Here is a 21,767-nt window from a genome sequence, read left to right on the forward strand (position 1 = left end):
CGCTGACCTCGAGAATGAGGAGATCAGTGGCAGGAAAGGCCCGGGTGCACGAGCTCGCGAAGGAGCTCGGCGTCACCAGCAAGCAGGTACTCACGCAGTTGGAGTCCCTCGGCGAGTTCGTCAAGTCGGCGTCCTCGACGGTGGAGGCCCCCGTCGCGCGCAAGCTGCGCGACTCCATGTCCGGCGGCGGCAACGGCTCCGAGCGCAAGCCGCGCCCCGGCGCCTCGTCCGGCGCGCGTCCGGGCGGCGGCGTCCCGCGTCCGGGCCCGTCGTCGAGCCCGTCCGGCTCGTCCGGCGCCCCGCGCCCCGGCCCGCGCCCCGGTGCGGCCCCGTCCGGCGGCGGCAACGGTGCGGGCGGCGCGGGCTCGTCCGGTGGCGCTCCGCGCCCCGGTCCGCGTCCCGGCGCCCGTCCCGGCGACCGGCAGGACCAGTCCGCGCCCGCCGCGGCGTCCGCGTCCGCGCCGGCCGCCCCGTCGGCACCGGCCGAGAGCACGCCCGACACCGGTCAGTCCGGCAGGGCGGCGCCCCAGGCGCCCCGGCCCGGTGGCGACCGTCCCCGCCCCGGCGGCGACCGTCAGCGCTCCGGCGGCATCCCGCGGCCCGGCGGCGATCGTCCCGCCGAGCGCGGTGGCGACCAGCGCCAGGGCGGCCAGGGCGGCCAGGGCGGTGCCCCGCGACCCGGCCCGCAGCAGCGGCCGGCCGCCGCGGCCGACGAGCAGGGCGGCGCGGGCGACGCGACCGTCGCGCCCCGTCCCCAGGCCCCCAAGCCCGGGCCGAAGGCGCCGCGCGTCGGCAACAACCCCTTCGGGGTCGGGTCCGGCGCCCCGCCGCGGCCGCAGCGTCCGCAGCAGCCCGGCCAGGGGCAGGGCGGCGGTCAGGGCGGCCCGCGGCCGCCGCGTGACGGCGAGGCCCCGGCGCCCCGCCCGCCGCGCGACGGCGAGCGTCCGGCCGCGGCGAGCGGTGAGCGCCCGCCGCGCCCCGGCGGCACCGGCGGTGCCTCGCCGGGCAACATGCCCCCGCGTCCCAACCCCGGGATGATGCCGTCCCGCCCGTCCGGCCCGCCCGGACGCGGTGGTCCCGGCGGTCCCGGCGGCGGCCGTGGCGGTCCCGGCGGCGGCCGTGGTGGCCCCGGCGGCGGCCGTGGCGGTCCCGGTGGCGGCGGTCGTCCCGGGGGTCCCCCCGGTGGCGGCGGTGCCCCGGCCGGCGGCGGCTTCCGCGGTGGCGGCGGCCGTCCCGGCGGTCCCGGTGGCCGTGGTCGTGGCGGCGGTGCCGCGGGTGCCTTCGGGCGTCCCGGTGGTCCCGCGCGTCGTGGTCGCAAGTCGAAGCGGCAGAAGCGCCAGGAGTTCGACAACATGCAGGCGCCGTCGGTCGGCGGCGTCCGCCTGCCGAAGGGCAAGGGCGAGACCGTCCGGCTGCCCCGCGGCGCCTCGCTGACCGACTTCGCCGAGAAGATCGACGCGAACCCGGCCTCGCTGGTCCAGGTGCTGTTCCACCTCGGTGAGATGGTCACGGCCACCCAGTCGGTGTCCGACGACGTCCTCGAGCTGCTCGGCGGCGAGATGAACTACGACGTCCAGGTCGTCTCCCCCGAGGAGGAGGACCGCGAGCTGCTCGAGTCGTTCTCGATCAGCTACGGCTCCGACGAGGGCGGCGACGAGGACCTCGAGGCCCGTCCGCCGGTCGTCACGGTCATGGGTCACGTCGACCACGGCAAGACGCGCCTGCTGGACACCATCCGCAAGACGAAGGTGGCCGAGGCCGAGGCCGGCGGCATCACCCAGCACATCGGCGCCTACCAGGTCGACACCGAGCTCGAGGGCGTCGACCGGAAGATCACCTTCATCGACACCCCGGGTCACGAGGCGTTCACCGCCATGCGTGCCCGCGGCGCGAAGTCCACGGACATCGCGGTGATCGTGGTCGCGGCCGACGACGGCGTGATGCCCCAGACGATCGAGGCGATCAACCACGCGCAGGCGGCCGACGTGCCGATCGTGGTGGCGGTCAACAAGATCGACAAGGAGGGCGCCAACCCTCAGAAGATCCGTCAGCAGCTCACCGAGTACGGGCTGGTGGCCGAGGAGTACGGCGGCGAGACCATGTTCGTCGACATCTCGGCCCGCCAGAACATCAACATCGAGGGGCTGCTCGAGGCCGTCCTGCTCACCGCGGACGCCTCCCTGGACCTCCGGGCCAACCCGGACATGGAGGCCCAGGGTGTCGCGATCGAGGCGCACCTCGACCGCGGCCGCGGCCCGGTGGCCACGGTGCTGGTCCAGCGCGGCACGCTGCGCGTCGGCGACTCCGTCGTCGCGGGCGACGCGTCGGGCCGTGTCCGGCGGATGCTCGACGAGTTCGGCGAGGACGTGAAGGAGGCGCTGCCCTCCCGCCCGGTGCAGGTCATCGGCTTCACGTCGGTGCCGGGCGCCGGCGACACCTTCCTCGTCGTCGACGAGGACCGGGTGGCGCGCCAGATCGCCGACCGCCGTCGTGCCCGCGAGCGCAACGCCCAGCTGGCCTCGCGTCGCAAGCGCGTGTCCCTCGAGGACCTCGACGCGGCGCTGAAGGAGACCAACGAGCTCAACCTGATCATCAAGGGTGACAACTCGGGAACCGTCGAGGCTCTCGAGGACGCGCTCATGAAGATCGACGTGGGCGAGGAGGTCCAGCTGCGGGTGCTGCACCGCGGCGTCGGTGCGATCACCGAGGGCGACATCAACCTCGCGATCGCCTCCGACGTCATCGTCCTGGGCTTCAACGTCCGGGCCGAGGGCAAGGCCACGGAGCTGGCCACCCGCGAGGGCATCGACATCCGCTACTACTCGGTGATCTACCAGGCGATCGACGAGATCGAGCAGGCCCTCAAGGGCATGCTCAAGCCGATCTACGAGGAGGTGGAGCTCGGCACCGCGGAGGTGCGCGAGGTCTTCCGCTCCTCGCGCGTCGGCTCGATCGCCGGCTGCCTGGTCACCGACGGGATCATCCGGCGCAACGCCAAGGCGCGCCTGGTCCGCGACGGTGCGGTCGTCGCCGAGAACCTCACGATCAACTCGCTCAAGAGGTTCAAGGACGACGCCACCGAGGTCCGCGACGGCTACGAGTGCGGTCTGACGCTCGGGTCGTTCAACGACATCAAGGTCGACGACAAGATCATGACCTACGAGATGCGGGAGAAGCCCCGCGAGTGACGGTCATGCCCGCCCGGGGGCGCTGACGGATGTACGTCGGCGCCCTCGAGCTCGACCTGCTGCTCGGTGACGTCGGGTCCATCAAGGAGAAGCGCTCCGTGGTGCGGCCCGTCGTCGCCGAGCTGAAGCGGAAGTACGCGGTGTCGGTCGCCGAGGCGGGTCACCGCGACCTGCACCGCCGCGCCCTGATCGGGGTGGCGGCGGTGGCGGCCGACCCCGAGCACGTCACCGACGTGCTCGACCACTGCGAGCGCCTGGTGGCCGCCCACCCCGAGTTCCAGGTGCTCTCCGCGCGGACCCGCTGGCTGGGTCCGCACGACGACTAGACCACCCTTCGACACAGGAGGAACCGCGCCATGGCCGACGCGCCACGGGCCCGCAGGCTCGCCAAGCGGATCTCCCAGATCGTCGCCTCGACGCTCGAGCACGAGGTCAAGGACCCGCGCCTGGCGATGGTGACGATCACCGACACCCGGGTGACCGCCGACCTGCGCGAGGCGACGGTCTACTACACCGTCTACGGCGACGAGGCCGAGCAGGCCGGGTCCGCGGCCGCCCTGGCCAGCGCCCGGGGCGTGCTCCGCACCGCCGTCGGACGCCAGACCGGCGTGCGGTTCACGCCGTCGCTCGCGTTCGTCCCGGACGCGGTGCCGGAGGGCGCCGCGCGGCTCGACGAGCTGCTCGAGGGCGTCCGGCAGGCGGACGCGGAGGTGGCCACCCTCGCCGTCGGCGCCTCCTACGCGGGCGAGGCCGACCCGTACCGCAAGCCGCGCGAGGACGACGACCTCGAGGACCCGGAGGATCTCGACGACGTCCCGGTCGGCGACGAGCACGACGAGCCGGACCCGGGATCCGCGGCGGATCGTGACGGGGTGCGGTCGACGGGCTGACGACGACTCCGTACGGTCACCGTCGAGACGTCGACGCTCTCCCTCGGGGCGCGGACACGAGGGAGCGCAGCAACCATGGTCGCGGCGGAACCGAGACGGGGCGAGACGGGCAGCCGTCCCATCCCGCTCGAGGACGCGGTCGGTCTCCTGACCGACGCCCGGCAGGTGGTGCTGCTCGCACACGTCAACCCCGACGCGGACGCGCTCGGCAGCGCGCTGGCCCTCGGGCTCGCGCTGCACCGGCGGGGCGCGCACGTCCAGGTGTCGTTCGGGGCGCCCGAGCACCCGGCGGAGTCGCTGCGCGACCTCGACGTCGCCGGGCTCGTCGTGCCCCACCACCGGGTCGTGCACGTGCCCGAGCTGCTCGTGGTGCTCGACACCGGCAGCGTCGACCGTCTCGGCCCGCTCGCCGACAGGGCAGACACCGCGGGCACGACGCTGGTGATCGACCACCACATCTCGAACTCGGGCTTCGGCACCTACTACTACGTCGACCCGCGCGCCGAGGCCACCGCGGTGATGGTGCTGCACCTGCTCGACGCCATCGGCGCGCCCGTCGACCTCCCGACCGCCCGCTGCCTCTACGCCGGGCTGGTCACCGACACCCGCAACTTCCGCGCCGCGTCGCCGGACACCCACGCCATGGCCGCGCGCCTGCTCGTCGCCGGCGTCGACGCCGAGGCCGTCACCCGTCCCCTGCTCGACACGCACCCCTTCTCGTGGTTGTCGATGCTCTCGGCGGTGCTGGCCACCGCGCGGCTCGAGGTCGGCGAGGCGCGCGGGCTGGGCCTCGTGCACGCGCTGGTGACCCGCGACCACACCTCGACCGGGCGCCAGGAGGAGATCGAGAGCGTCATCGACGTGCTGCGCACGACCGCCGAGGCGGAGGTGGCGGTCGTCCTCAAGCAGGTGGGCGCGCACCGGTGGACCGCCAACATGCGCTCCAAGGGGCGCCTCGACGTCGCCGCGGCGGCGTCCGCGCTCGGCGGCGGCGGCCACCGCGTGGCGTCCGGGTTCACGCTCGACGGCGACGCCCCCGCGATCCTCGACCGCGTCCGCCGCGCCCTCGCGGACGCGCCCCTGCTGGGGTGAGCGAGTGTCAGCGGTGGGCCACCGCAGACACTGAGCGTCCGTGATGCCACACGCTCGCTCGCGGGACGCGGCGCGCCCGGACGACGAGCCCGGCGCCCGGCGTGTCCTCGCGCTCGCCTCGTCGGCGCTCGTCGTCCTCGTCGCCGAGCCGCTCTACCTGCTCGTCGACACCGCGGTCGTCGGCCACCTCGGCGCGATCCCGTTGGCGGGCCTCGCGGTCGGCGGCATCGTGCTGGCGCAGGTCGCGAGCCTCGGCACGTTCCTCGCCTACGGCACCACCGCCCGCGCGGCCCGGCACCACGGCGCCGGCGACCGGGCGGCCGCCGTCCGCGAGGGCGTGGCCGCGACGTGGATCGCGCTCGGCGTCGGCGCCCTGGTCGTCGTTGCCGGCTGGACGCTCGCGCCGTGGGTCGGCGACGTGCTGGGCGGCGGGGGAGCGGTGGCCGGCGCCGCGACCTCCTGGCTGCGGATCGCGGTGGTGGGCGCGCCCGGGATCCTGGTCGCCCTCGCGGGCCACGGCTGGATGCGCGGGGTGCAGGACACCCGCCGGCCCATCGTCATCGTCCTCGCGGGCAACGGGTTCTCGGCGCTGCTGTGCCCGGCGCTCGTGTACGGCCTGGGCCCGTTCCCGGCCCTCGGCCTCGAGGGCTCGGCGTGGGCGAACGTCGTCGCCCAGGCCACGGTCGGCGTGCTGTTCGTGGGGGCGCTGGCCCGCGAGCGGGTCTCCCTGCGGCCCGTCGTCGCCGACATGCGCGCGCAGTTCGGGCTCGGCCGCGACCTGCTGCTGCGCAGCGCCGCGTTCCAGGCGTGCTTCCTGTCGGCGACGGCGGTCGCCGCCCGGTTCGGCGCGCCCTCGGTGGCCGCGCACCAGATCGTCCTGCAGCTGTGGATGTTCATGGTCACCGTGCTGGACGCCCTCGCGATCGCGGCGCAGTCGCTGGTCGGCGCCGCCCTCGGCGCGGCGTCGGTGGCCACGGCGCGGGGCGTGGCGAGGCGCGTGACGCGCTACGGGCTGGTGCTGGGGTGCTTCGCGGGCGTGGTGTTCGCGGCGACCGCCGGCGTCCTGCCCGGGGTGTTCACGCCCGACCCCGCCGTCCGCGACGTGGTCCCGGAGGCGTGGTGGTTCTTCGTCGCCCTCCAGCCCGTGGCGGCGTACGTCTTCGCCCTCGACGGCGTGCTGCTCGGCGCCGGCGACGCCGCCTACCTACGGCGCATCACGGTCGGGTCCGCGCTGCTCGCCTTCCTGCCCATGATCTGGCTGTCCCTGGTCCTCGGCTGGGGCCTGCTCGGCATCTGGGCCGGCCTGGCGCTGTTCATCCTCGCCCGCGCGGTCGCCGTCGGGGTGCGGGTCCGGGGCGAGGCCTGGGCCGTCACGGGGACGTGAGTTCGGGGTCGCCCTGAGGGGAAACCCTGACGACACCGACGTCGCGGAGCTGTGATCGTCGTCCGCGTGACCGCAACGGAGCCGTGGGTGGCCATCCTGGTGTTCCGCTCGACGAGCGAGGCGCCGGACTACCAGGCCGTGTACCGCGAGGACGTGACCGTGTTCCCGGCCGCGAGCGAGGCCGAGGCCCGCGCCGCGGCCCTCACGCACGCCCGCGCCCGGGAGACGATCGTGGTGAACCACCTCGGCGAGACCGTGGTGACCTCGCTCGTGCGCCTCGTCGACGTCGCCCCCGTGCTCGGGGGCGGCGAGCTCTACCGTCGCCACTTCCGCGACCTCGACGCCTACCGCCGCTTCGAGCCGCTCATGGCGAGCACGTCGTGGTGACGGGGCCGGAGACGGAGCGGTGCAGAGCTCGACCCGGCGAGTCCGAGCTCTGGGAGCTGCGCGTCGGTGTCATCGCCACGGCCGCCGAGGCCGACGCGCTGATGGACCGCATCGCCGGTGTCCTGGACGTCGACGCGGTGCCCTGGTCGCTCGCCCAGATCCCGGGCCGGCACCTCGACGACGACGCCCGCGCGGTGCACGAGTCGCTGCGGGAGTGATCGTTCCCGTCGCGAGCGGCACGGTGCGCATGATCAGGAGCGTTCTCGGGCTGCGGAACGTGCTCCTCGGCGCGTGGCAGGGTGGGTCGATGAGCGAGCCTCTCCCGGCGTGGGCGACGGAGGCGCCGCGGCTCGTCGCGCACGACTCCGCGTGGGCGGCGCGGGCGCGCGAGTACGCCGCCGAGGTCGCGGACCTGTTCGGCGACCGGCTCGCGACCGGGGTCGAGCACGTCGGGTCGACCGCGGTCCCCGGGCTGCGCGCCAAGCCGATCATCGACCTCCAGGCCGTCGCGCACGACCCGGCGGCCGCCGTGGGCGAGGCGCGCGACGCCGCCGCGACGGCCGGCTGGATGCTCGTCCCGCGCGAGCTCGACCGCCGACCGTGGCGGTGGTTCCTCGTGCGGGTCGACGACGCGGCGAGGACCCGGCTGGCGCACCTGCACCTCACGGCGCCGGGTCAGGACCGCTGGGCGGAGCAGCTCGCGTTCCGCGACTGCCTGCGCGCCGACCCCGGGCTCCGCGCCGAGTACGCCGCGGTCAAGGACCGTGCGATCGCCGACCACCCCGCCGACCGCGAGGCCTACGGCGACACCAAGGCGGCGTTCGTCCGGCGCGTCCTGGCGCGGCTCTGAGACGTCGCCGGGCCGGTCGCGACGTCGGCGCGGACGGGAGTGTCGGGGGTCGGTGGTGCCATGGGTGCATGCGGTGGGACGAGCAGGTGCAGGGCTGGCTCGACGGGGTGCTGGGCACCGTCCGGGCGATCGGGCTGGCCGACCTGCTCGAGCGCACGATCGCGCAGGTCTGGGAGCGCAACGTCGACCGGTACGACCCCGCGGTCGCGGGCGACACCGCGACGTCGCTGGGCATCACGGCGTCGGAGAACATCCGCACACTGCTCCTGCGCGAGGACCTCGCCGCCTGGGCCGCGCGCGGCGTGCTCGTGACGTCGGAGCAGCAGGCGTTGGTCCTGCGGCTCGGGACCCTGCGGCTGCTGCTGATGAAGGTGCCCGACCGCGCGCTCGGCCCCGTCGGGCCCGCCGAGCTGGGCTGGGACGCGACGCGGTGGGACACCGCCAGCGACGTGCGCCGTCACGCGGCCCACGAGAACGCCGGCCGCTACGAGCCGGGCCCGGAGCACCAGTGGGGCCAGACGTGGTGGCGCGGCCTGGTCGGCGACGACGGTGACGCCGACCCGGTGCGCCTGCGCCACATCGTGCTGGTCTGGACCGGCGACCCGCGTACGGCGGTCACCACCGGGTGGCTCGCCGTGCCCTACGCCGGTCCGCCGGGCAGCGCGCCGTGGCTCGCGGCAACGGAGGTCTGGCACCACGGTCCCGATCTCGTACCCCGCCCGCGGGAGCCGCTCGTGGCGCTGCCCCGGACGCGGACCCCGCTGCGGATCCGGCCGTGACGTGCTCAGCCCGCGGCCACCGGGGAGCGCAGGTCGGCGGCGGGGAACGGCGGGCGATCGTCGGCGCGCAGCGAGGCGCGACCGGCCACCCGCCAGGCGCGGGCCACGAGGTCGGCGTCCTCGTCGGTCACGAGGTTGCCCATCACCCGCAGGGCCACGGTCATCAGTGCCCGCGAGCGCATGCCGACGGGGCCGGCGATGGGCAGCAGGCGGGGCATCGTCAGCAGCTTCGCCAGACGCCGCGCGATCGAGAACGCCGAGCCGTAGTGCGCCCGCAGCGTGGCCGGCCAGGCGAGCGAGAGGTCGTCGTCCCCGAGCAGCCCGGCGACCGTCCGCCCGCTCTCGAGGCCGTAGTCGATGCCCTCACCGTTCAGCGGGTTCACCAGCCCCGCGGCGTCGCCCACGAGCGCCCAGTTCCGCCCGGCGACGCCGGACACGGCGCCGCCCATCGGCAGCAGTGCGGACGCGACGTCGCGCACCTCGCCGTCGAGCTGCCAGTCGTCGCGGCGCTGCTGCGCGTAGTGCCCGATCAGCGAGCGCAGCCGCACGTTCGCGGGCCGGGCCTCCGTCGCGAGGGTGCCGACGCCGATGTTGACGTGCCCGTCGTGCAGCGGGAACACCCAGCCGTAGCCGGAGAGCACCTCGTCGTCGGTGCCCCGCAGCTCCAGGTGCGACGAGATCCACTCGTCGTCGTGCCGGCCCGAGCGCACGTAGCCGCGGGCGGCGACGCCGTAGGCGGTGTCGCGGTGCCACTCGCGACCGAGCACCCGACCCAGCGTCGAGCGCGCCCCGTCGGCCACGACCAGGCGGCGGCAGGAGATCGTCGCCGCCCCGTCGGGTCCGTCGAACACCACCCCGGAGACCCGGTCGCCGTCGCGCTCGACGTCGACCGCGCGGGCGCCCTCCACCGGCTGTGCGCCCCGCTCGAGCGCCGCGGCCCGGATGCGGTCGTCGAGCTCCGTGCGCGCGACGGCCCCGCCGTGTGCGGGGAGCGACCCGCCCGGCCAGGGCAGCTCCAGCAGCTGGCCGAAGCCCGCGGCGCGCAGGCCGCGGTTCGTGCCCCGCCCGCGGACCCACTCGCCGAGGCCGAGGTGGGTCAGCTCGGCGATGGCGCGCGGGGTCAGCCCGTCACCGCAGGCCTTGTCGCGCGGGAACATCGCGGCGTCGGCGAGGACGACGTCGTGGCCGGCGTCGGCAGCCCAGGCCGCGGCGGCCGAACCGGCGGGGCCGGCGCCCACGACGAGGACGTCGGTGCGCGTCGGGGTGGTCACGCCTCCAGCATGCCTGGCGGGACGGTGACGGGCCGGGTGGCGGTGGCAGGCATCATGGGCGGCCGTGTCCGGACGTGGTCGAGGTGCTCCCGGTGCTCGCCGCGAACGGCGCGAGCCCCCGCCGCCGGGGCTGCTGGTGGTCGACAAGCCCGCCGGGTGGACGTCGCACGACGTCGTCGGGCGCTCCCGCCGCCTCGTCGGCACCCGCAAGGTCGGGCACGCGGGCACGCTCGACCCGATGGCCACCGGGGTGCTCGTGCTCGGGGTGGAGCGGGCGACGAAGCTGCTCGGCCACCTCGCGCTCGACACCAAGAGCTATCTGGCCACGATCCGCCTCGGCCTCGCGACCACCACCGACGACGCCGAGGGCGAACCCGTCGGAGAGCCGGCGGACGCGAGCGGGCTCGGCGAGGAGGCGGTCGCCGGCGGCATCGCGGCGCTGACCGGGGAGATCTCGCAGGTCCCGAGCAGCGTCTCGGCGATCAAGGTCGAGGGCCGCCGCGCCTACGAGCGCGCCCGTGCGGGGGAGGACGTGCAGCTCGAGGCGCGGCCGGTGACGGTCGACCGGTTCGACGTGCTCGCCACCCGGACCGACGGGCCGTTCCGCGACCTCGACGTCCTCGTCGACTGCTCGTCGGGCACGTACGTCCGGGCGCTGGCCCGCGACCTCGGCGCCGCGCTGGGCGTCGGCGGGCACCTGACCGCGCTGCGCCGCACGCGGGTCGGGCCGTTCACGCTCGCCCACGCCCGCACGATCGACACCCTGGCCGCCGAGGAGTCCGAGCACGGCCGCGCGTCGCTCTCGCTCGACCTCGACACCGCCGTCGCCACCGCCTTCCCCCGCCGCGACGCCGACGCCGACGAGGCCGACGGCCTCGCCCACGGGCGTCCGCTGGCCGCCGGCGGCTGCGCGGGGACGATCGGGGTGTTCGGCCCCGACGGGCACGTCATCGGTCTCGTCGCCGACGACCGCGGCGCCGCGCGCCCGCTGCTCGTCCTCGCCCCGGCGTGAGTCGCCCCGCGCCGCGAGGGGCACGGTGCGCATGATCGACGCGGCGTCGGGCCTGCGGAAGGTGCCTCTCGCCCGCAGGGCCGGCGCAGCCACGCGGCGCCCCGGGGCAAGGCCGCACCACCCGTCACGATGCTTCGAGAACCGGAGCACGAGCAGCACCATCGCGACCTCCGGGCGCGCCGGCTCGCGACGTCCAGGTCCGGGGGCGCAGACACGCACGCAGGCGTGGGGCGCCCGGCGACCCGTGACCGGCCGCCGCGACACCCTCGTGTGGCGATCACGACGCCCGGGGTGACGGGCCCCTCCGATCCGGCGTGACCGCGGGCACCGCCCGTAGGCTCCGCGCCGTGCAACGCTGGCGGGGACTCGACGGGGTGCCGTCGGGCTGGGGTCGGTGCGTCGTGACGATCGGCGTGTTCGACGGCGTGCACCGCGGCCACCAGCAGCTGATCGCGCGGGCGGTGGAGCACGGGAAGGTCCTGGGCCTGCCCGTCGTGCTGATCACCTTCGACCCGCACCCGGCCTCGGTGCTGCGCCCCGGCACCTACCCTCCGCGGCTGACGTCGCTGACCCGCCGCGCGGAGCTCGTCGCCGAGCTCGGGATCGACGCCTTCTGGGTGCTGCCCTTCACCCCCGACCTGGCCCGCGTCGCGCCCGACGAGTTCGTGCACACGCTGCTGGTCGACCGCCTGCACGCGGCGATGGTGGTGGTCGGGCGCAACTTCACGTTCGGCTACCGCGCCGCCGGCGACGTCGCCGAGCTCGAGCGGCTCGGGCAGCGGTTCGGGTTCGCCGCCGAGGGTGTCGACCTCGTCGCCGAACCCTCGTCGCCCGCCGGGTCGTCGGTGACCTTCTCCTCGACCTACATCCGCGCCAGCATCGCCGCCGGCGACGTCCGGGCCGCGGCCGAGGCGCTCGGCCGTCCGCACCGCCTCGAGGGAGTGGTGGTGCGCGGCGACCAGCGCGGGCGCGAACTGGGTTACCCGACCGCCAACCTCGAGCTCGGCGAGCACGACGCGATCCCCGCCGACGGGGTGTACGCCTGCTGGTTCCATCACCGGGGGCGCCGGCGGCCCGCGGCGACGTCGGTCGGCACCAACCCGACGTTCTCCGGCCGGGTGCGCACCGTCGAGGCGTTCGTGCTCGACACCGACGAGGACCTCTACGGCGCCCGGGTCGCCGTCGACTTCGTCGAGCGCCTGCGGGGGATGGACCGCTTCGACTCGATCGAGGAGCTCATCGCCGCCATGGACGGCGACGTCGCGCGCACCCGCGAGGTCCTCGGGGTCTGAGGGATCCGGAGGGGCCGACCCCGGCGGATCTCCCGGAACGGCCACCACCGCCGCGACGCCGGTGCCACCATCGCCGCGGGCGGGGGTACCGGGCGGACGGGAGGGCGGCGGTGGGTGACGGCCCGCGGGACGCCGACGCCGTGCGACGCAACCGCGAGCTGCAGCGCCGCTTCTACGGCGAGCCGCTCGGCGACCGTCTGCGCCGGCTGCTCGGCGCCCTCGACATCTCGCAGGCAGTGCTCGCCGAGACGCTGGGGCTGAGCTCGGCGATGCTCTCCCAGCTGATCAGCGCCCGGCGGGTCAAGATCGGGACACCGGCGGTGCTGGGCCGCCTCGTGCTGCTCGAGCAGCGGATCCTCGCCGGCGGGCCGAACGGTCCGGTGGACGTCGGCCGCCTGCTCGCCGAGGTCCGGGCGAGCCAGCCCCGTTCCGGGCCGCCCGCGCCCCGGACGGCGGACTCCTACGATCTCCTGCGCACCGTGGCCGACCCCGACGAGCTCGCGCGGGCCGCCGACACGCTCGACCGCGGGTTCCCGTCGCTGGCGGGGCTGCTGCGCCGGGCCGCTGACCAGGGCTGACGGCCCCGACGGCCCGCCCGAGGCGCTCGCACGCGCACCGGTACACTGGTAGTCGACTCGTCCGGCTGCGGTCCGTGGTGGCCGGACGACGGGTGGATCCGGGCAGGCGAGAACGAGAGCCCGACCCCCGCGAGCGTGCGTCGCCCGACACCGCCGACTTCCGGGTCGCGGTGGATGCCGCCCGATCTCACGGCACCGACGAAGCAGACGAGGAGCACCACCCCCGTGGCACTGACCACCGAGCAGAAGAAGGCGACCCTCGCCGAGTACGGCGTGCACGAGTCCGACACCGGGTCGCCCGAGGCGCAGGTCGCGCTGCTGACGCAGCGCATCGTGCGACTCACCGAACACCTCAAGATGCACAAGCACGACCACCACTCCCGCCGCGGGCTCCTGCTGCTGGTGGGCCGTCGTCGTCGCCTGCTCAAGTACGTCGCCTCCGTCGACGTGGCCCGCTACCGCTCGCTGATCGAGCGGCTGGGGCTGCGTCGCTGACCCAGCTGACGAGGCACCCCTGAACCCCGCGCACGCCCCGCGCCGGTCGGCACAGACGCCGGTCGGCGCGGCGGCGTGCGCACCACCATCCGGCCCCACCTCCGCCGCCCACGCACCCGGGACGCCCGTGCGCCGGCCGGTCCTCGGTAGTGGCCTCCGGACGTCGACACGTCCGTGGGCTTCGATCGAAGACCGCTCGTCGCCAGCAGCGTCGCCGGGGGAGCCGTCGGCGCGCCGCGGGAGGGGCCTCGAGGAGGAACCCTCATGACCGAGACCGACTCGGGCGTCCACGAGACCACCGCGGTCCTGGACAACGGTGCCTACGGCACCCGCACCGTCCGCTTCGAGACGGGCCGGTTGGCCCGCCAGGCGGCCGGCGCCGTCGTCGCCTACCTCGACGACGACACGATGCTCCTCTCCGCCACCACGGCGTCGAAGCGGCCGAAGGACAACTTCGACTTCTTCCCGCTCACCGTGGACGTCGAGGAGCGCATGTACGCCGCGGGCCGCATCCCCGGCTCGTTCTTCCGCCGCGAGGGCCGCCCGTCGACCGACGCGATCCTCACCTGCCGGCTCATCGACCGGCCCCTGCGCCCGACCTTCACCGGTGGGCTGCGCAACGAGGTCCAGGTCGTCATCACGGTCCAGAGCCTGGACCCGAAGGACCCCTACGACGTCCTCGCGATCAACGCCGCCTCGGCGTCCACGCAGATCTCGGGCCTGCCCTTCGACGGCCCGATCGGCGCGACCCGCGTTGCCCTCATCAACGGGCAGTGGGTCGCGTTCCCGACCTGGGAGCAGCTCGAGAGCGCCGTGTTCGACATGGTCATCGCGGGCTCGGTGACCTCCGACGGCTCCGACGTCGCCATCGCCATGGTCGAGGCCGAGGCCACCGACCACGCGTGGAAGCTCGTCGGCGACGGCGCGCAGGCGCCCACCGAGGACATCGTCGCGCAGGGCATGGAGGCGGCCAAGCCGTTCATCCGTTCCCTCTGCGAGGCGCAGAAGGAGCTCTACGCCGCCACCGGCGTGACGACGAAGGACTACCCGACCTTCCCGGCGTACCAGGACGACGTGTACGCGGCGGTCGAGTCCGCGGTCGGCAACGACCTCGACGAGACCTTCAAGATCACGGGCAAGCAGGACCGCGACAACGCCCAGGACGCGATCAAGGACCGACTGGTCTCCGAGCTCGGCGAGAAGTTCGAGGGCCGGGAGAAGGAGATCGGCGAGGCGTTCCGCTCGCTGACCAAGAAGACGGTCCGCCAGCGCATCCTGCGCGACGGTTTCCGCATCGACGGCCGCGGCACCACGGACATCCGTCCGCTGGCCGCCGAGGTCGAGGTGATCCCGCGGGCCCACGGCTCGGCGCTGTTCGAGCGCGGCGAGACCCAGATCCTGGGTGTCACCACGCTGAACATGCTCCGTCTCGAGCAGACGATCGACTCGCTCGGCCCGGAGACCACCAAGCGCTACATGCACCACTACAACTTCCCGCCGTTCTCCACGGGCGAGACCGGCCGCGTCGGGTCGCCGAAGCGCCGCGAGATCGGCCACGGCGCGCTCGCCGAGCGGGCGCTCGTGCCGGTCCTGCCGTCGCGCGAGGAGTTCCCGTACGCGATCCGCCAGGTCTCGGAGGCGCTGGGCTCGAACGGCTCGACGTCGATGGGCTCGGTCTGCGCGTCGACGATGTCGCTGCTCAACGCCGGTGTGCCGCTCAAGGCCCCGGTCGCGGGCATCGCGATGGGCCTGGTCTCCGGCGAGGTCGACGGCAAGGAGACCTTCGTCGCCCTGACCGACATCCTGGGCGCCGAGGACGCGTTCGGCGACATGGACTTCAAGGTCGCCGGCACGAAGGACTTCGTGACCGCGCTGCAGCTCGACACCAAGCTCGACGGCATCCCGTCCGAGGTGCTCGGCAAGGCGCTGACGCAGGCCCGCGGCGCCCGCCTCGCGATCCTCGACGTCATGGCCGAGGCCATCGACGCGCCCGACGAGATGAGCGAGTACGCGCCGCGCATCACCACGGTGAAGGTGCCGGTCGACAAGATCGGCGAGGTCATCGGCCCGAAGGGCAAGATGATCAACTCGATCACCGAGGAGACCGGCGCCGACATCTCCATCGAGGACGACGGCACGATCTACGTCGGTGCCGCCGACGGGCCGAGCGCCCAGGCCGCGATCGACCGGATCAACGCCATCGCCAACCCCCAGCTGCCGAAGATCGGCGAGCGCTTCCTGGGCACGGTGGTCAAGACCGCCGCGTTCGGCGCCTTCGTCTCGCTGCTGCCGGGCCGCGACGGCCTGGTGCACATCTCGAAGCTGGGCGGCGGCAAGCGCATCGGCAAGGTCGAGGACGTCGTCAACGTCGGCGACAAGCTGCGCGTCGAGATCACCGACATCGACAACCGCGGCAAGATCAGCCTGATCCCGGTCAAGGAGGAGGACGCCGCGGCCGCCAACGGCGACGGCTCCGAAGGCTCCGACGGCTCCGACGCCCCGGCCGACGGCGCCGAGTCGACCCCGGCCGCCCCGACCGGACCCGCGGCCACCAGCGGTGCCGTCACCGGTGCCATCGGGGGCTCGTCGCCGGAGTGACGGCACTCTCCAGCACGGGTCACGCGGAGACGCAGCACCCGGCCCCCGGCGTGGCACGCACCGTGCTGCCCGGGGGCCTGCGGGTGGTCACCGAGCACGTCGCCGGCGCCCGGTCCGCCTCGGTCGGACTGTGGGTCGAGGTCGGTTCACGGGACGAGCCGGCGACGGGCGCCGCCACACACGGCGCCGCACACTTCCTCGAGCACCTGCTGTTCAAGGGCACGCGGCGGCGCTCGGCCCGCGCGATCGCGGAGGAGATCGACGCCGTCGGCGGCGACCTCAACGCGTTCACGGGCAAGGAGCACACGTGCTTCTACGCGCACGTGCTCGACCGCGACATGCCGCTCGCCGTCGACGTGCTCGGTGACGTCGTCCTCGACGCCGTCATGGCCGGTGCGGACGTCGAGCTCGAGCGCGACGTCGTGCTCTCCGAGATCGCCGGTCGCGACGAGGACCCCGAGGACCTGCTGGCCGACGACTTCGACGCCCTGCTGTTCGGGGCGCACCCGCTCGGTCTGCCGGTGATCGGCACCGAGGAGACGGTGCGCGGGATGACCCGCGACCGTCTCGCGGACTTCCACGCCCGCCACTACGTCCCCGCGCGCTCGGTGCTGGCCGTCGCCGGCAACGTCGCGCACGACGAGGTGCTCGACGCCGTCGCGGCGGCCTACGGCGGGCGGCTCGAGGGCTCCGCGGAGCCCTGGCACCGGCAGGCGGGCGACCGCCCGGCGGGCCCGGCCGAGCGCCTCGCCGTCCGGGACGAGGACACCGAGCAGGCGCACCTCATGCTCGGCGTGCGCTCGCTGCGCCGCGCCGACGAGCGGTGGCCCGCGCTCCAGGTGCTCGCGACCGTGCTCGGCGGGGGCATGAGCTCGCGGCTCTTCCAGCAGGTCCGCGAGCAGCGCGGGCTCGCGTACTCGGTGTACTCGGCGACCACCGGCTACACCGACTCCGGCACGCTCGCGGTCTACCTCGGGTGCGCGCCCGAGCGCCTCGGCGCCGCCGCGACGGTCGTGCGCGACGAGATCGGCGACCTCGCCGCCCACGGGATCACCGACGCCGAGCTCGCCCGCGCCCGCGGCCAGCTGCGCGGTGAGCTCGTGCTCGGCCTCGAGGAGAGCTCGGCCCGCATGACCCGCCTCGGGCGCCGCGAGCTCGACCACGGCGGCCTGGACCGTGCCACCGACCTCGCCGGCACCCTCGAGCGCATCGACGCCGTCGGTGCCACCGAGGTCGCCGCGCTGGCGTCCGAGCTGCTCACCGGCCCGCGCGCCGCGGCCGTCGTCGGCCCCTACGGTGACGTCGACGAGCTGCCGGACGAGGTGCGGGAGATGATCTCTTGACGAAGGTCGGTGTCCTGGGCGCCGCCGGGCGCATGGGCTCCGAGGCGTGCGCCGCGGTCGAGGGCGCCGACGACCTCGAGCTGGTCGCCCGCGTCGACGTCGGCGACGACCGCGAGGTCCTGCGCGCCGCCGACGTCGTCGTCGACTTCACCCACCCGTCGGCCGTGGCCGACAACCTGCGCTGGTGCGTCGACGCCGGCCTGCACTGCGTGGTCGGCACCAGCGGGGTGGGCGAGGAGCTCCTCGACGACGTCCGCGCCCGCCTGCGGCCGGGCCAGGGCGTGCTCGTCGTGCCGAACTTCGGCATCGGCGCGGTGCTGATGATGCGCTTCGCGGCGCAGGCGGCCCGGTTCTTCGACTCGGTCGAGGTCGTCGAGCTGCACCACCCGCGCAAGGCGGACGCCCCCTCGGGCACCGCGACCCGCACCGCGCAGATGATCGCCGCCGCCCGCGCCGAGGCGGGCCTGGGCCCCGGGCCCGACGCGACGACGCACGACCCCGACGGGGCGCGGGGCGCCACGGTCGACGGCATCCCGGTGCACGCCGTGCGGATGGCCGGGCTCGTCGCGCACCAGGAGGTGCTGCTGGGCTCGGAGGGCGAGACCTTCACGCTGCGCCACGACTCCCTGCACCGCAGCTCGTTCATGCCCGGCGTCCTGCTCGCCTGCCGCACGGTCGCCGACCACCCCGGCCTCACCGTCGGCCTCGACGCCCTCCCGGACCTCGACTAGCCCGACCGGCGCACACAGGTGTGCGAGCGATGCGGCTTTCCTGGCACGACACGCCAGGATCGCCACACGCTCGCTGTGGCGACACGCCGGCGCGCTCAGGGCAGCAGCGGCAGATCCAGGTCGTCGAGCGACGGCGCCGGCCGGAACTCCAAATCGAGGGTGCCCGCGACGCGGATCTCGCGCAGCGGCCGCCCCCCGGCGTCGAGGGTGCGGACGGTGCCGTCGGGGTCCCACCCGGCGCGCTCGAAGAAGCGCCGCGAGGCGGTGTCCCGCTCGGGCACCCACGCGATCCCGCGCACCGCGCCCGCGTCGCGCAGCGCCGCCGCGGCCTCCACCAGCAGACGTCCCGCGTGGCCCCGGCGTCCCCAGCGCGGCTCGACCAGCAGCGCCGCGACGACGGCGACCGACGCCGCGTCGTCCGGCAGCGCCCCCGCCGCGTCGGCGAGGTCGTCGGGCGACGCCGGTCCCGCCGCACAGAAGCCCACGAGCGCCTCGCCCTCCGTCGCCACCCACACCGCGCCCGCCGCGATGGCGTCGGCCCAGCCCGCGGCGACGGCGACCTCGTCGAACCCCTCGACGGCGCCGGGCGGGAGCATGTCCGCGTACGCCGACGTCCAGACCGTGCGCTGGACGTGCGCGATCGCGCCGGCGTCGTCGGCGGTGGCGAGGCGGACGGAGGCGAGCGCCATGGCCGTAGAGCCTAGAGACCACGATCACCGCGGGCCGCAGCCCGGAGCGGGTACGGGACAACCGGACAGCCGCGACACCCCCAGGGAGGACGCATGACCGCGACCGACGAGATGCTGGCCGCGAACGAGAGCTTCGCCGCGGCGTTCGACAGGTCCGGGCTGCCCGGGCCGCCGTCGCGCCACGTGGCCGTCGTCGCGTGCATGGACGCGCGCCTGGACGTCTACCGCGTGCTGGGCCTGGGCGACGGCGAGGCGCACGTCATCCGCAACGCCGGCGGCGTCGTCACCGACGACGTCCTGCGCTCGCTCGCGGTCAGCCAGCGCAAGCTGCAGACGCGCGAGGTCGTGCTGCTCCACCACACGCGGTGCGGCATGGCGACGTTCACCGACGAGGACTTCGTCGCCGAGCTCGAGGCCGAGACCGGCGAGAAGCCGCGGTGGGCGCCCGGGACCTTCCCCGACACCGAGCAGGACGTCCGCGACTCGCTCGCCGCGGTCCGCGGGTGTCCCTTCCTGCTGCACACCGACGCCGCGCGCGGCTTCGTCTACGACGTCGACTCCGGGGCGCTCACCGAGATCGCATGACGGCCCTCGACGTCACTGCCGAGCTCGACGTCCCGCGGCGGCTCAGGGGGATGCCCTGACCAGCAGCGCGGCCTCCGCGCCCATCCCGTCGGCGAGCACGTCGACGTCGGGCACGAGACCCGGGTCGGCGCACAGGCCGAACGACATCACCTCCGCCATCGACGCCGCGGTGACCCGCAGCGCGTGGTGGAAGCCGATCTCGGCCAGCGGCCAGGTCGCGCGGACGCGACGGCCCAGCACCGCGACGGGCGTCCGCGGGCCCGGCACGTTCGAGACGCTGACGGTGAACGCCCGGGCGGTGGCCCGCAGCCGGTCGCAGACCCGGCGCAGCGGCGGCGAGACGTCGGCGACGTGGTGCAGCAGGTCGTCGAGGACCGCCGCGTCGCGGGCGTCCTTGCGGCAGGTCGTGAGCTCGTGGACGGTGCGCAGGCGCTCGAGCGGGTCGGTGACGTGCACCGGCAGCGGGAGGTCGAACGCCGAGTCGCGGTTGCCCTCCGACGGGTCCTCGCGGGGCAGGCTCACCGGCACGCGCACGCGCAGGTCGGTCACGGCGCCCGCGTGGTGGTCGATCCACCGCCGCAGCCCCCCGGCCACCACGGCGAGGAACGCGTCGTTCACGGTCGCCCCGGCCGCGCGGGCGGCGGCGTGCAGGGCCGCGAGGTCGGTGTCGACGAACGCGACGGCCCGCCGCGTCGAGATCTCGCCGTCGAACGGCGACCGTGCCGGGCCGACCGTGAACTCGCGGTGGATCACGCCCAGGAGGTGCGCCCGCCGGCGCCGGTGGTCGGCCGTCACGGTGGCGGGCGGCGAGGCGGACGGACCGGTCACGGGACCGGCGGGCGCCTCGTCGTAGAGCACCGTGTGCGACAGGCGCGTCATCGTCGCGCCGTCGGCGAGGGCGTGGTGGACCCGCCAGAGCAGCGCCGTGCCGCCGTCGGCGAGCGGGGCGACGTCGATCGCCCACAGCGGTCGGGACCGGTCGAGGTGCTCGGCGAACCGGGCGGCCACCAGGGCGCGCAGGCCGGCGTCGTCGTACGGCCCGTCGGGGGCGTCGACCACGTGGCGGTCGAGGTCGAGGTCCGCGTCGGGGATCCACGCCGGACCGTCGATGAGGCGGTAGCGCAGTTCCGGCGCGGCGGGCAGGCGGGCGGCGATCCGTTCGCGCAGCTCGGCGGCGGTCACGGGCGGGCCGGTGAGCATCGTCATGTGCAGCACGTGCCCGACGACCGTGGCGCACTCGAGGTCGAGGATCGCCCGGTCCTCGTCGGAGAGCGGCACGCGGGTCACAGGTACCCCAGGGCCTTCGCCTGCGCCGTGAGCTCGTCGCGGAAGCCCGGGTGGGCGATCGCGATGAGGCGCCGGGTGCGGTCGGCGATCGAGGCGCCCCGCAGCTCGGCGACGCCGTGCTCGGTGACGACGTTGTCGACGATGTTCTTGAACGTCGTGACCGCGGCACCCGGCTGCAGCTGGGGGACGATCCGCGACACCGTGTCGTCGTGCGTGGCCGAGTGCAGGACGATGAACGCCGCACCGTGCTCGGACATGATCGCCCCGCGGGCGAAGTCGGGCTGGCCCCCCGAGGACGAGAAGTACTGGCTGCCCAGGGACTCCGAGGCGCACTGCCCGAGGAAGTCGACCTCGAGGGTCGCGTTGACCGCGCGGAACAGCGGTTCGCGGGCGATGTTCCAGGGGTCGTTGGTGTAGTCGACCGGGTGCAGCTCGACCCCGGCGTTGTCGGCGACGAAGTCGTAGAGAGCCTGGTCGCCGTGCGCCACCGTGGCCACGATCTTGCCGCGGTGGGTGGTCTTGCGGGTGCCGGTGACGGCGCCGCGCTCGACGAGATCGACGACCCCGCTGCTGAGCACCTCGGTGTGCACGCCCAGGCCGTGGTGGTCGCCGAGCTGTGCCAGGACCATGTCGGGCACCGCGCCGAGACCGATCTGGAGCGTGGCCCCGTCGGGGATGCGCTCCGCGACGAGGGCGGCGATCGCGCGGTCGCGCGGTCCGGGCTCGGGATGGGGGAGCGGGGACAGCGGGCGGTCGGCGGTGCACCAGCCGACGACGTCGTCGATGTGGAGCTGGTTGCCGCCGAAGGTGCGCGGCATCTGGGCGTTGACCTCGACGAAGAAGGGCAGCTCGCCGATGAACGCGGCGCTGTAGTCGGCGTTGGTCCCGAGCGAGAAGTAGCCGTGGCGGTCCGGCGGCGCCACCGAGACGACGACGAGGTCGGGGCGGGCCGCGCGGCGCAGCAGCCGGGGCACGTCGCTGAAGTTGTTGGGAACGAGGTCGCAGTGCCCGGCGCGGAACGCCTCGCGGGTCGCGGGGGACAGGAACCACGAGACGTGGCGCAGCCCCGGGACCGCGCCGTCGATCGAGCGCCGCTCCCTCAGCGCCAGCATCTGGTGCAGCCGCACGTCGCGCAGCCGCTCGGCGCCGGCCTCGATCGCGTCGACGACCGTGGCGGGCTCGCCGTTGGCCGCGCCGACCACCACCTCGCTGCCCGGCCCGAGGTGGTCGAGCACGGCCTCGGGAGGCCGGCGGAGCGCCGCGATCGTCTCCTGCACGGAGGTCATGGTGCGCATCCTCGGCGACCACGCCCGCCG

General features: G+C 75.0%; 21 protein-coding genes. 17 read left to right on the plus strand and 4 right to left on the minus strand.

What is annotated here, in order from left to right; genetic code table 11:
- Positions 1-26: 26 nt before the first annotated feature.
- From infB to QSK03_RS06425, 9 genes are all read left to right on the plus strand, one after another.
- Complete coding sequence (gene infB / locus QSK03_RS06385) at positions 27-3,188, plus strand: translation initiation factor IF-2 (RefSeq protein ID WP_285649522.1); 3,162 nt, start codon at positions 27-29, stop codon at positions 3,186-3,188.
- A 29-nt stretch (positions 3,189-3,217) separates the two neighbouring features.
- A complete protein-coding gene (locus QSK03_RS06390) occupies positions 3,218-3,514 on the plus strand; it encodes a DUF503 domain-containing protein (protein WP_285649524.1) in 297 nt (98 codons plus the stop codon).
- A 30-nt stretch (positions 3,515-3,544) separates the two neighbouring features.
- Positions 3,545-4,078, plus strand: coding sequence for a 30S ribosome-binding factor RbfA (gene rbfA, locus QSK03_RS06395; protein ID WP_285649526.1), 534 nt, complete (start codon positions 3,545-3,547; stop codon positions 4,076-4,078).
- A 75-nt stretch (positions 4,079-4,153) separates the two neighbouring features.
- Positions 4,154-5,170: a DHH family phosphoesterase gene (locus tag QSK03_RS06400; protein WP_285649528.1), complete on the plus strand. Its 1,017-nt coding sequence runs from the start codon at positions 4,154-4,156 to the stop codon at positions 5,168-5,170.
- A gap of 43 nt (positions 5,171-5,213) precedes the next feature.
- The gene (locus tag QSK03_RS06405; protein ID WP_285650062.1) at positions 5,214-6,554 is read left to right on the plus strand and encodes an MATE family efflux transporter; all 1,341 of its coding nucleotides are present in this window, start codon (positions 5,214-5,216) and stop codon (positions 6,552-6,554) included.
- A gap of 66 nt (positions 6,555-6,620) precedes the next feature.
- Complete coding sequence (locus QSK03_RS06410; protein WP_285649530.1) at positions 6,621-6,941, plus strand: DUF4288 domain-containing protein; 321 nt, start codon at positions 6,621-6,623, stop codon at positions 6,939-6,941.
- The gene (locus QSK03_RS06415; protein WP_285649532.1) at positions 6,938-7,159 is read left to right on the plus strand and encodes a hypothetical protein; all 222 of its coding nucleotides are present in this window, start codon (positions 6,938-6,940) and stop codon (positions 7,157-7,159) included. The genes QSK03_RS06410 and QSK03_RS06415 overlap by 4 nt, the downstream gene beginning before the upstream one ends.
- Before the next feature lie 89 nt (positions 7,160-7,248).
- On the plus strand, positions 7,249-7,791 hold the full coding sequence (locus tag QSK03_RS06420; protein ID WP_285649534.1) for a GrpB family protein: 543 nt from the start codon (positions 7,249-7,251) through the stop codon (positions 7,789-7,791).
- A gap of 68 nt (positions 7,792-7,859) precedes the next feature.
- Entirely contained in the window at positions 7,860-8,570 is a 711-nt protein-coding gene (locus QSK03_RS06425) for a hypothetical protein (protein WP_285649536.1), read from the plus strand.
- Between the two features lie 5 nt (positions 8,571-8,575).
- Here the strand turns inward: QSK03_RS06425 and QSK03_RS06430 are convergent, their stop codons facing one another.
- Positions 8,576-9,841 carry a geranylgeranyl reductase family protein gene (locus tag QSK03_RS06430; protein ID WP_285649538.1) on the minus strand — a complete coding sequence of 422 codons (1,266 nt, stop codon included), beginning with the start codon at positions 9,839-9,841 and terminating at the stop codon, positions 8,576-8,578.
- A 64-nt stretch (positions 9,842-9,905) separates the two neighbouring features.
- On the opposite strand from QSK03_RS06430, the gene truB reads away from it, so the two are divergent.
- The 7 genes from truB (at position 9,906) to dapB (ending at position 17,890) form a co-directional block, all read left to right on the plus strand.
- Complete coding sequence (gene truB, locus QSK03_RS06435) at positions 9,906-10,853, plus strand: tRNA pseudouridine(55) synthase TruB (protein WP_285649540.1); 948 nt, start codon at positions 9,906-9,908, stop codon at positions 10,851-10,853.
- 347 nt (positions 10,854-11,200) lie between these two features.
- Complete coding sequence (locus tag QSK03_RS06440) at positions 11,201-12,145, plus strand: bifunctional riboflavin kinase/FAD synthetase (protein WP_285649542.1); 945 nt, start codon at positions 11,201-11,203, stop codon at positions 12,143-12,145.
- Positions 12,146-12,255: 110 nt separating this feature from the next.
- Positions 12,256-12,723 (plus strand): helix-turn-helix domain-containing protein, encoded by a 468-nt coding sequence (locus QSK03_RS06445; protein ID WP_285649544.1) that lies wholly within the window; start codon positions 12,256-12,258, stop codon positions 12,721-12,723.
- Positions 12,724-12,948: 225 nt separating this feature from the next.
- Positions 12,949-13,218 carry a 30S ribosomal protein S15 gene (rpsO, locus tag QSK03_RS06450; RefSeq protein WP_285649546.1) on the plus strand — a complete coding sequence of 90 codons (270 nt, stop codon included), beginning with the start codon at positions 12,949-12,951 and terminating at the stop codon, positions 13,216-13,218.
- A 264-nt stretch (positions 13,219-13,482) separates the two neighbouring features.
- On the plus strand, positions 13,483-15,816 hold the full coding sequence (locus tag QSK03_RS06455; RefSeq protein WP_285649548.1) for a polyribonucleotide nucleotidyltransferase: 2,334 nt from the start codon (positions 13,483-13,485) through the stop codon (positions 15,814-15,816).
- A 50-nt stretch (positions 15,817-15,866) separates the two neighbouring features.
- Positions 15,867-17,159: a M16 family metallopeptidase gene (locus tag QSK03_RS06460; protein WP_285649550.1), complete on the plus strand. Its 1,293-nt coding sequence runs from the start codon at positions 15,867-15,869 to the stop codon at positions 17,157-17,159.
- Entirely contained in the window at positions 17,156-17,890 is a 735-nt protein-coding gene (dapB, locus tag QSK03_RS06465; RefSeq protein ID WP_285649552.1) for a 4-hydroxy-tetrahydrodipicolinate reductase, read from the plus strand. The genes QSK03_RS06460 and dapB overlap by 4 nt, the downstream gene beginning before the upstream one ends.
- Positions 17,891-17,985: 95 nt before the next feature.
- Here the strand turns inward: dapB and QSK03_RS06470 are convergent, their stop codons facing one another.
- Positions 17,986-18,579 carry a GNAT family N-acetyltransferase gene (locus tag QSK03_RS06470; RefSeq protein WP_285649554.1) on the minus strand — a complete coding sequence of 198 codons (594 nt, stop codon included), beginning with the start codon at positions 18,577-18,579 and terminating at the stop codon, positions 17,986-17,988.
- 93 nt (positions 18,580-18,672) lie between these two features.
- On the opposite strand from QSK03_RS06470, the gene QSK03_RS06475 reads away from it, so the two are divergent.
- Positions 18,673-19,164: a beta-class carbonic anhydrase gene (locus tag QSK03_RS06475; RefSeq protein ID WP_285649556.1), complete on the plus strand. Its 492-nt coding sequence runs from the start codon at positions 18,673-18,675 to the stop codon at positions 19,162-19,164.
- A 42-nt stretch (positions 19,165-19,206) separates the two neighbouring features.
- On the opposite strand, the gene QSK03_RS06480 is transcribed toward QSK03_RS06475, so the two are convergent.
- The gene (locus QSK03_RS06480; protein ID WP_285649559.1) at positions 19,207-20,451 is read right to left on the minus strand and encodes a wax ester/triacylglycerol synthase domain-containing protein; all 1,245 of its coding nucleotides are present in this window, start codon (positions 20,449-20,451) and stop codon (positions 19,207-19,209) included.
- On the minus strand, positions 20,448-21,737 hold the full coding sequence (locus QSK03_RS06485; RefSeq protein WP_285649561.1) for an acetyl-CoA hydrolase/transferase family protein: 1,290 nt from the start codon (positions 21,735-21,737) through the stop codon (positions 20,448-20,450). Before QSK03_RS06485 ends, QSK03_RS06480 begins: the two co-directional genes overlap by 4 nt.
- Positions 21,738-21,767: the final 30 nt, after the last annotated feature.

This window comes from Actinomycetospora sp. NBRC 106375 (assembly GCF_030269665.1).
Lineage (GTDB): Bacteria > Actinomycetota > Actinomycetes > Mycobacteriales > Pseudonocardiaceae > Actinomycetospora.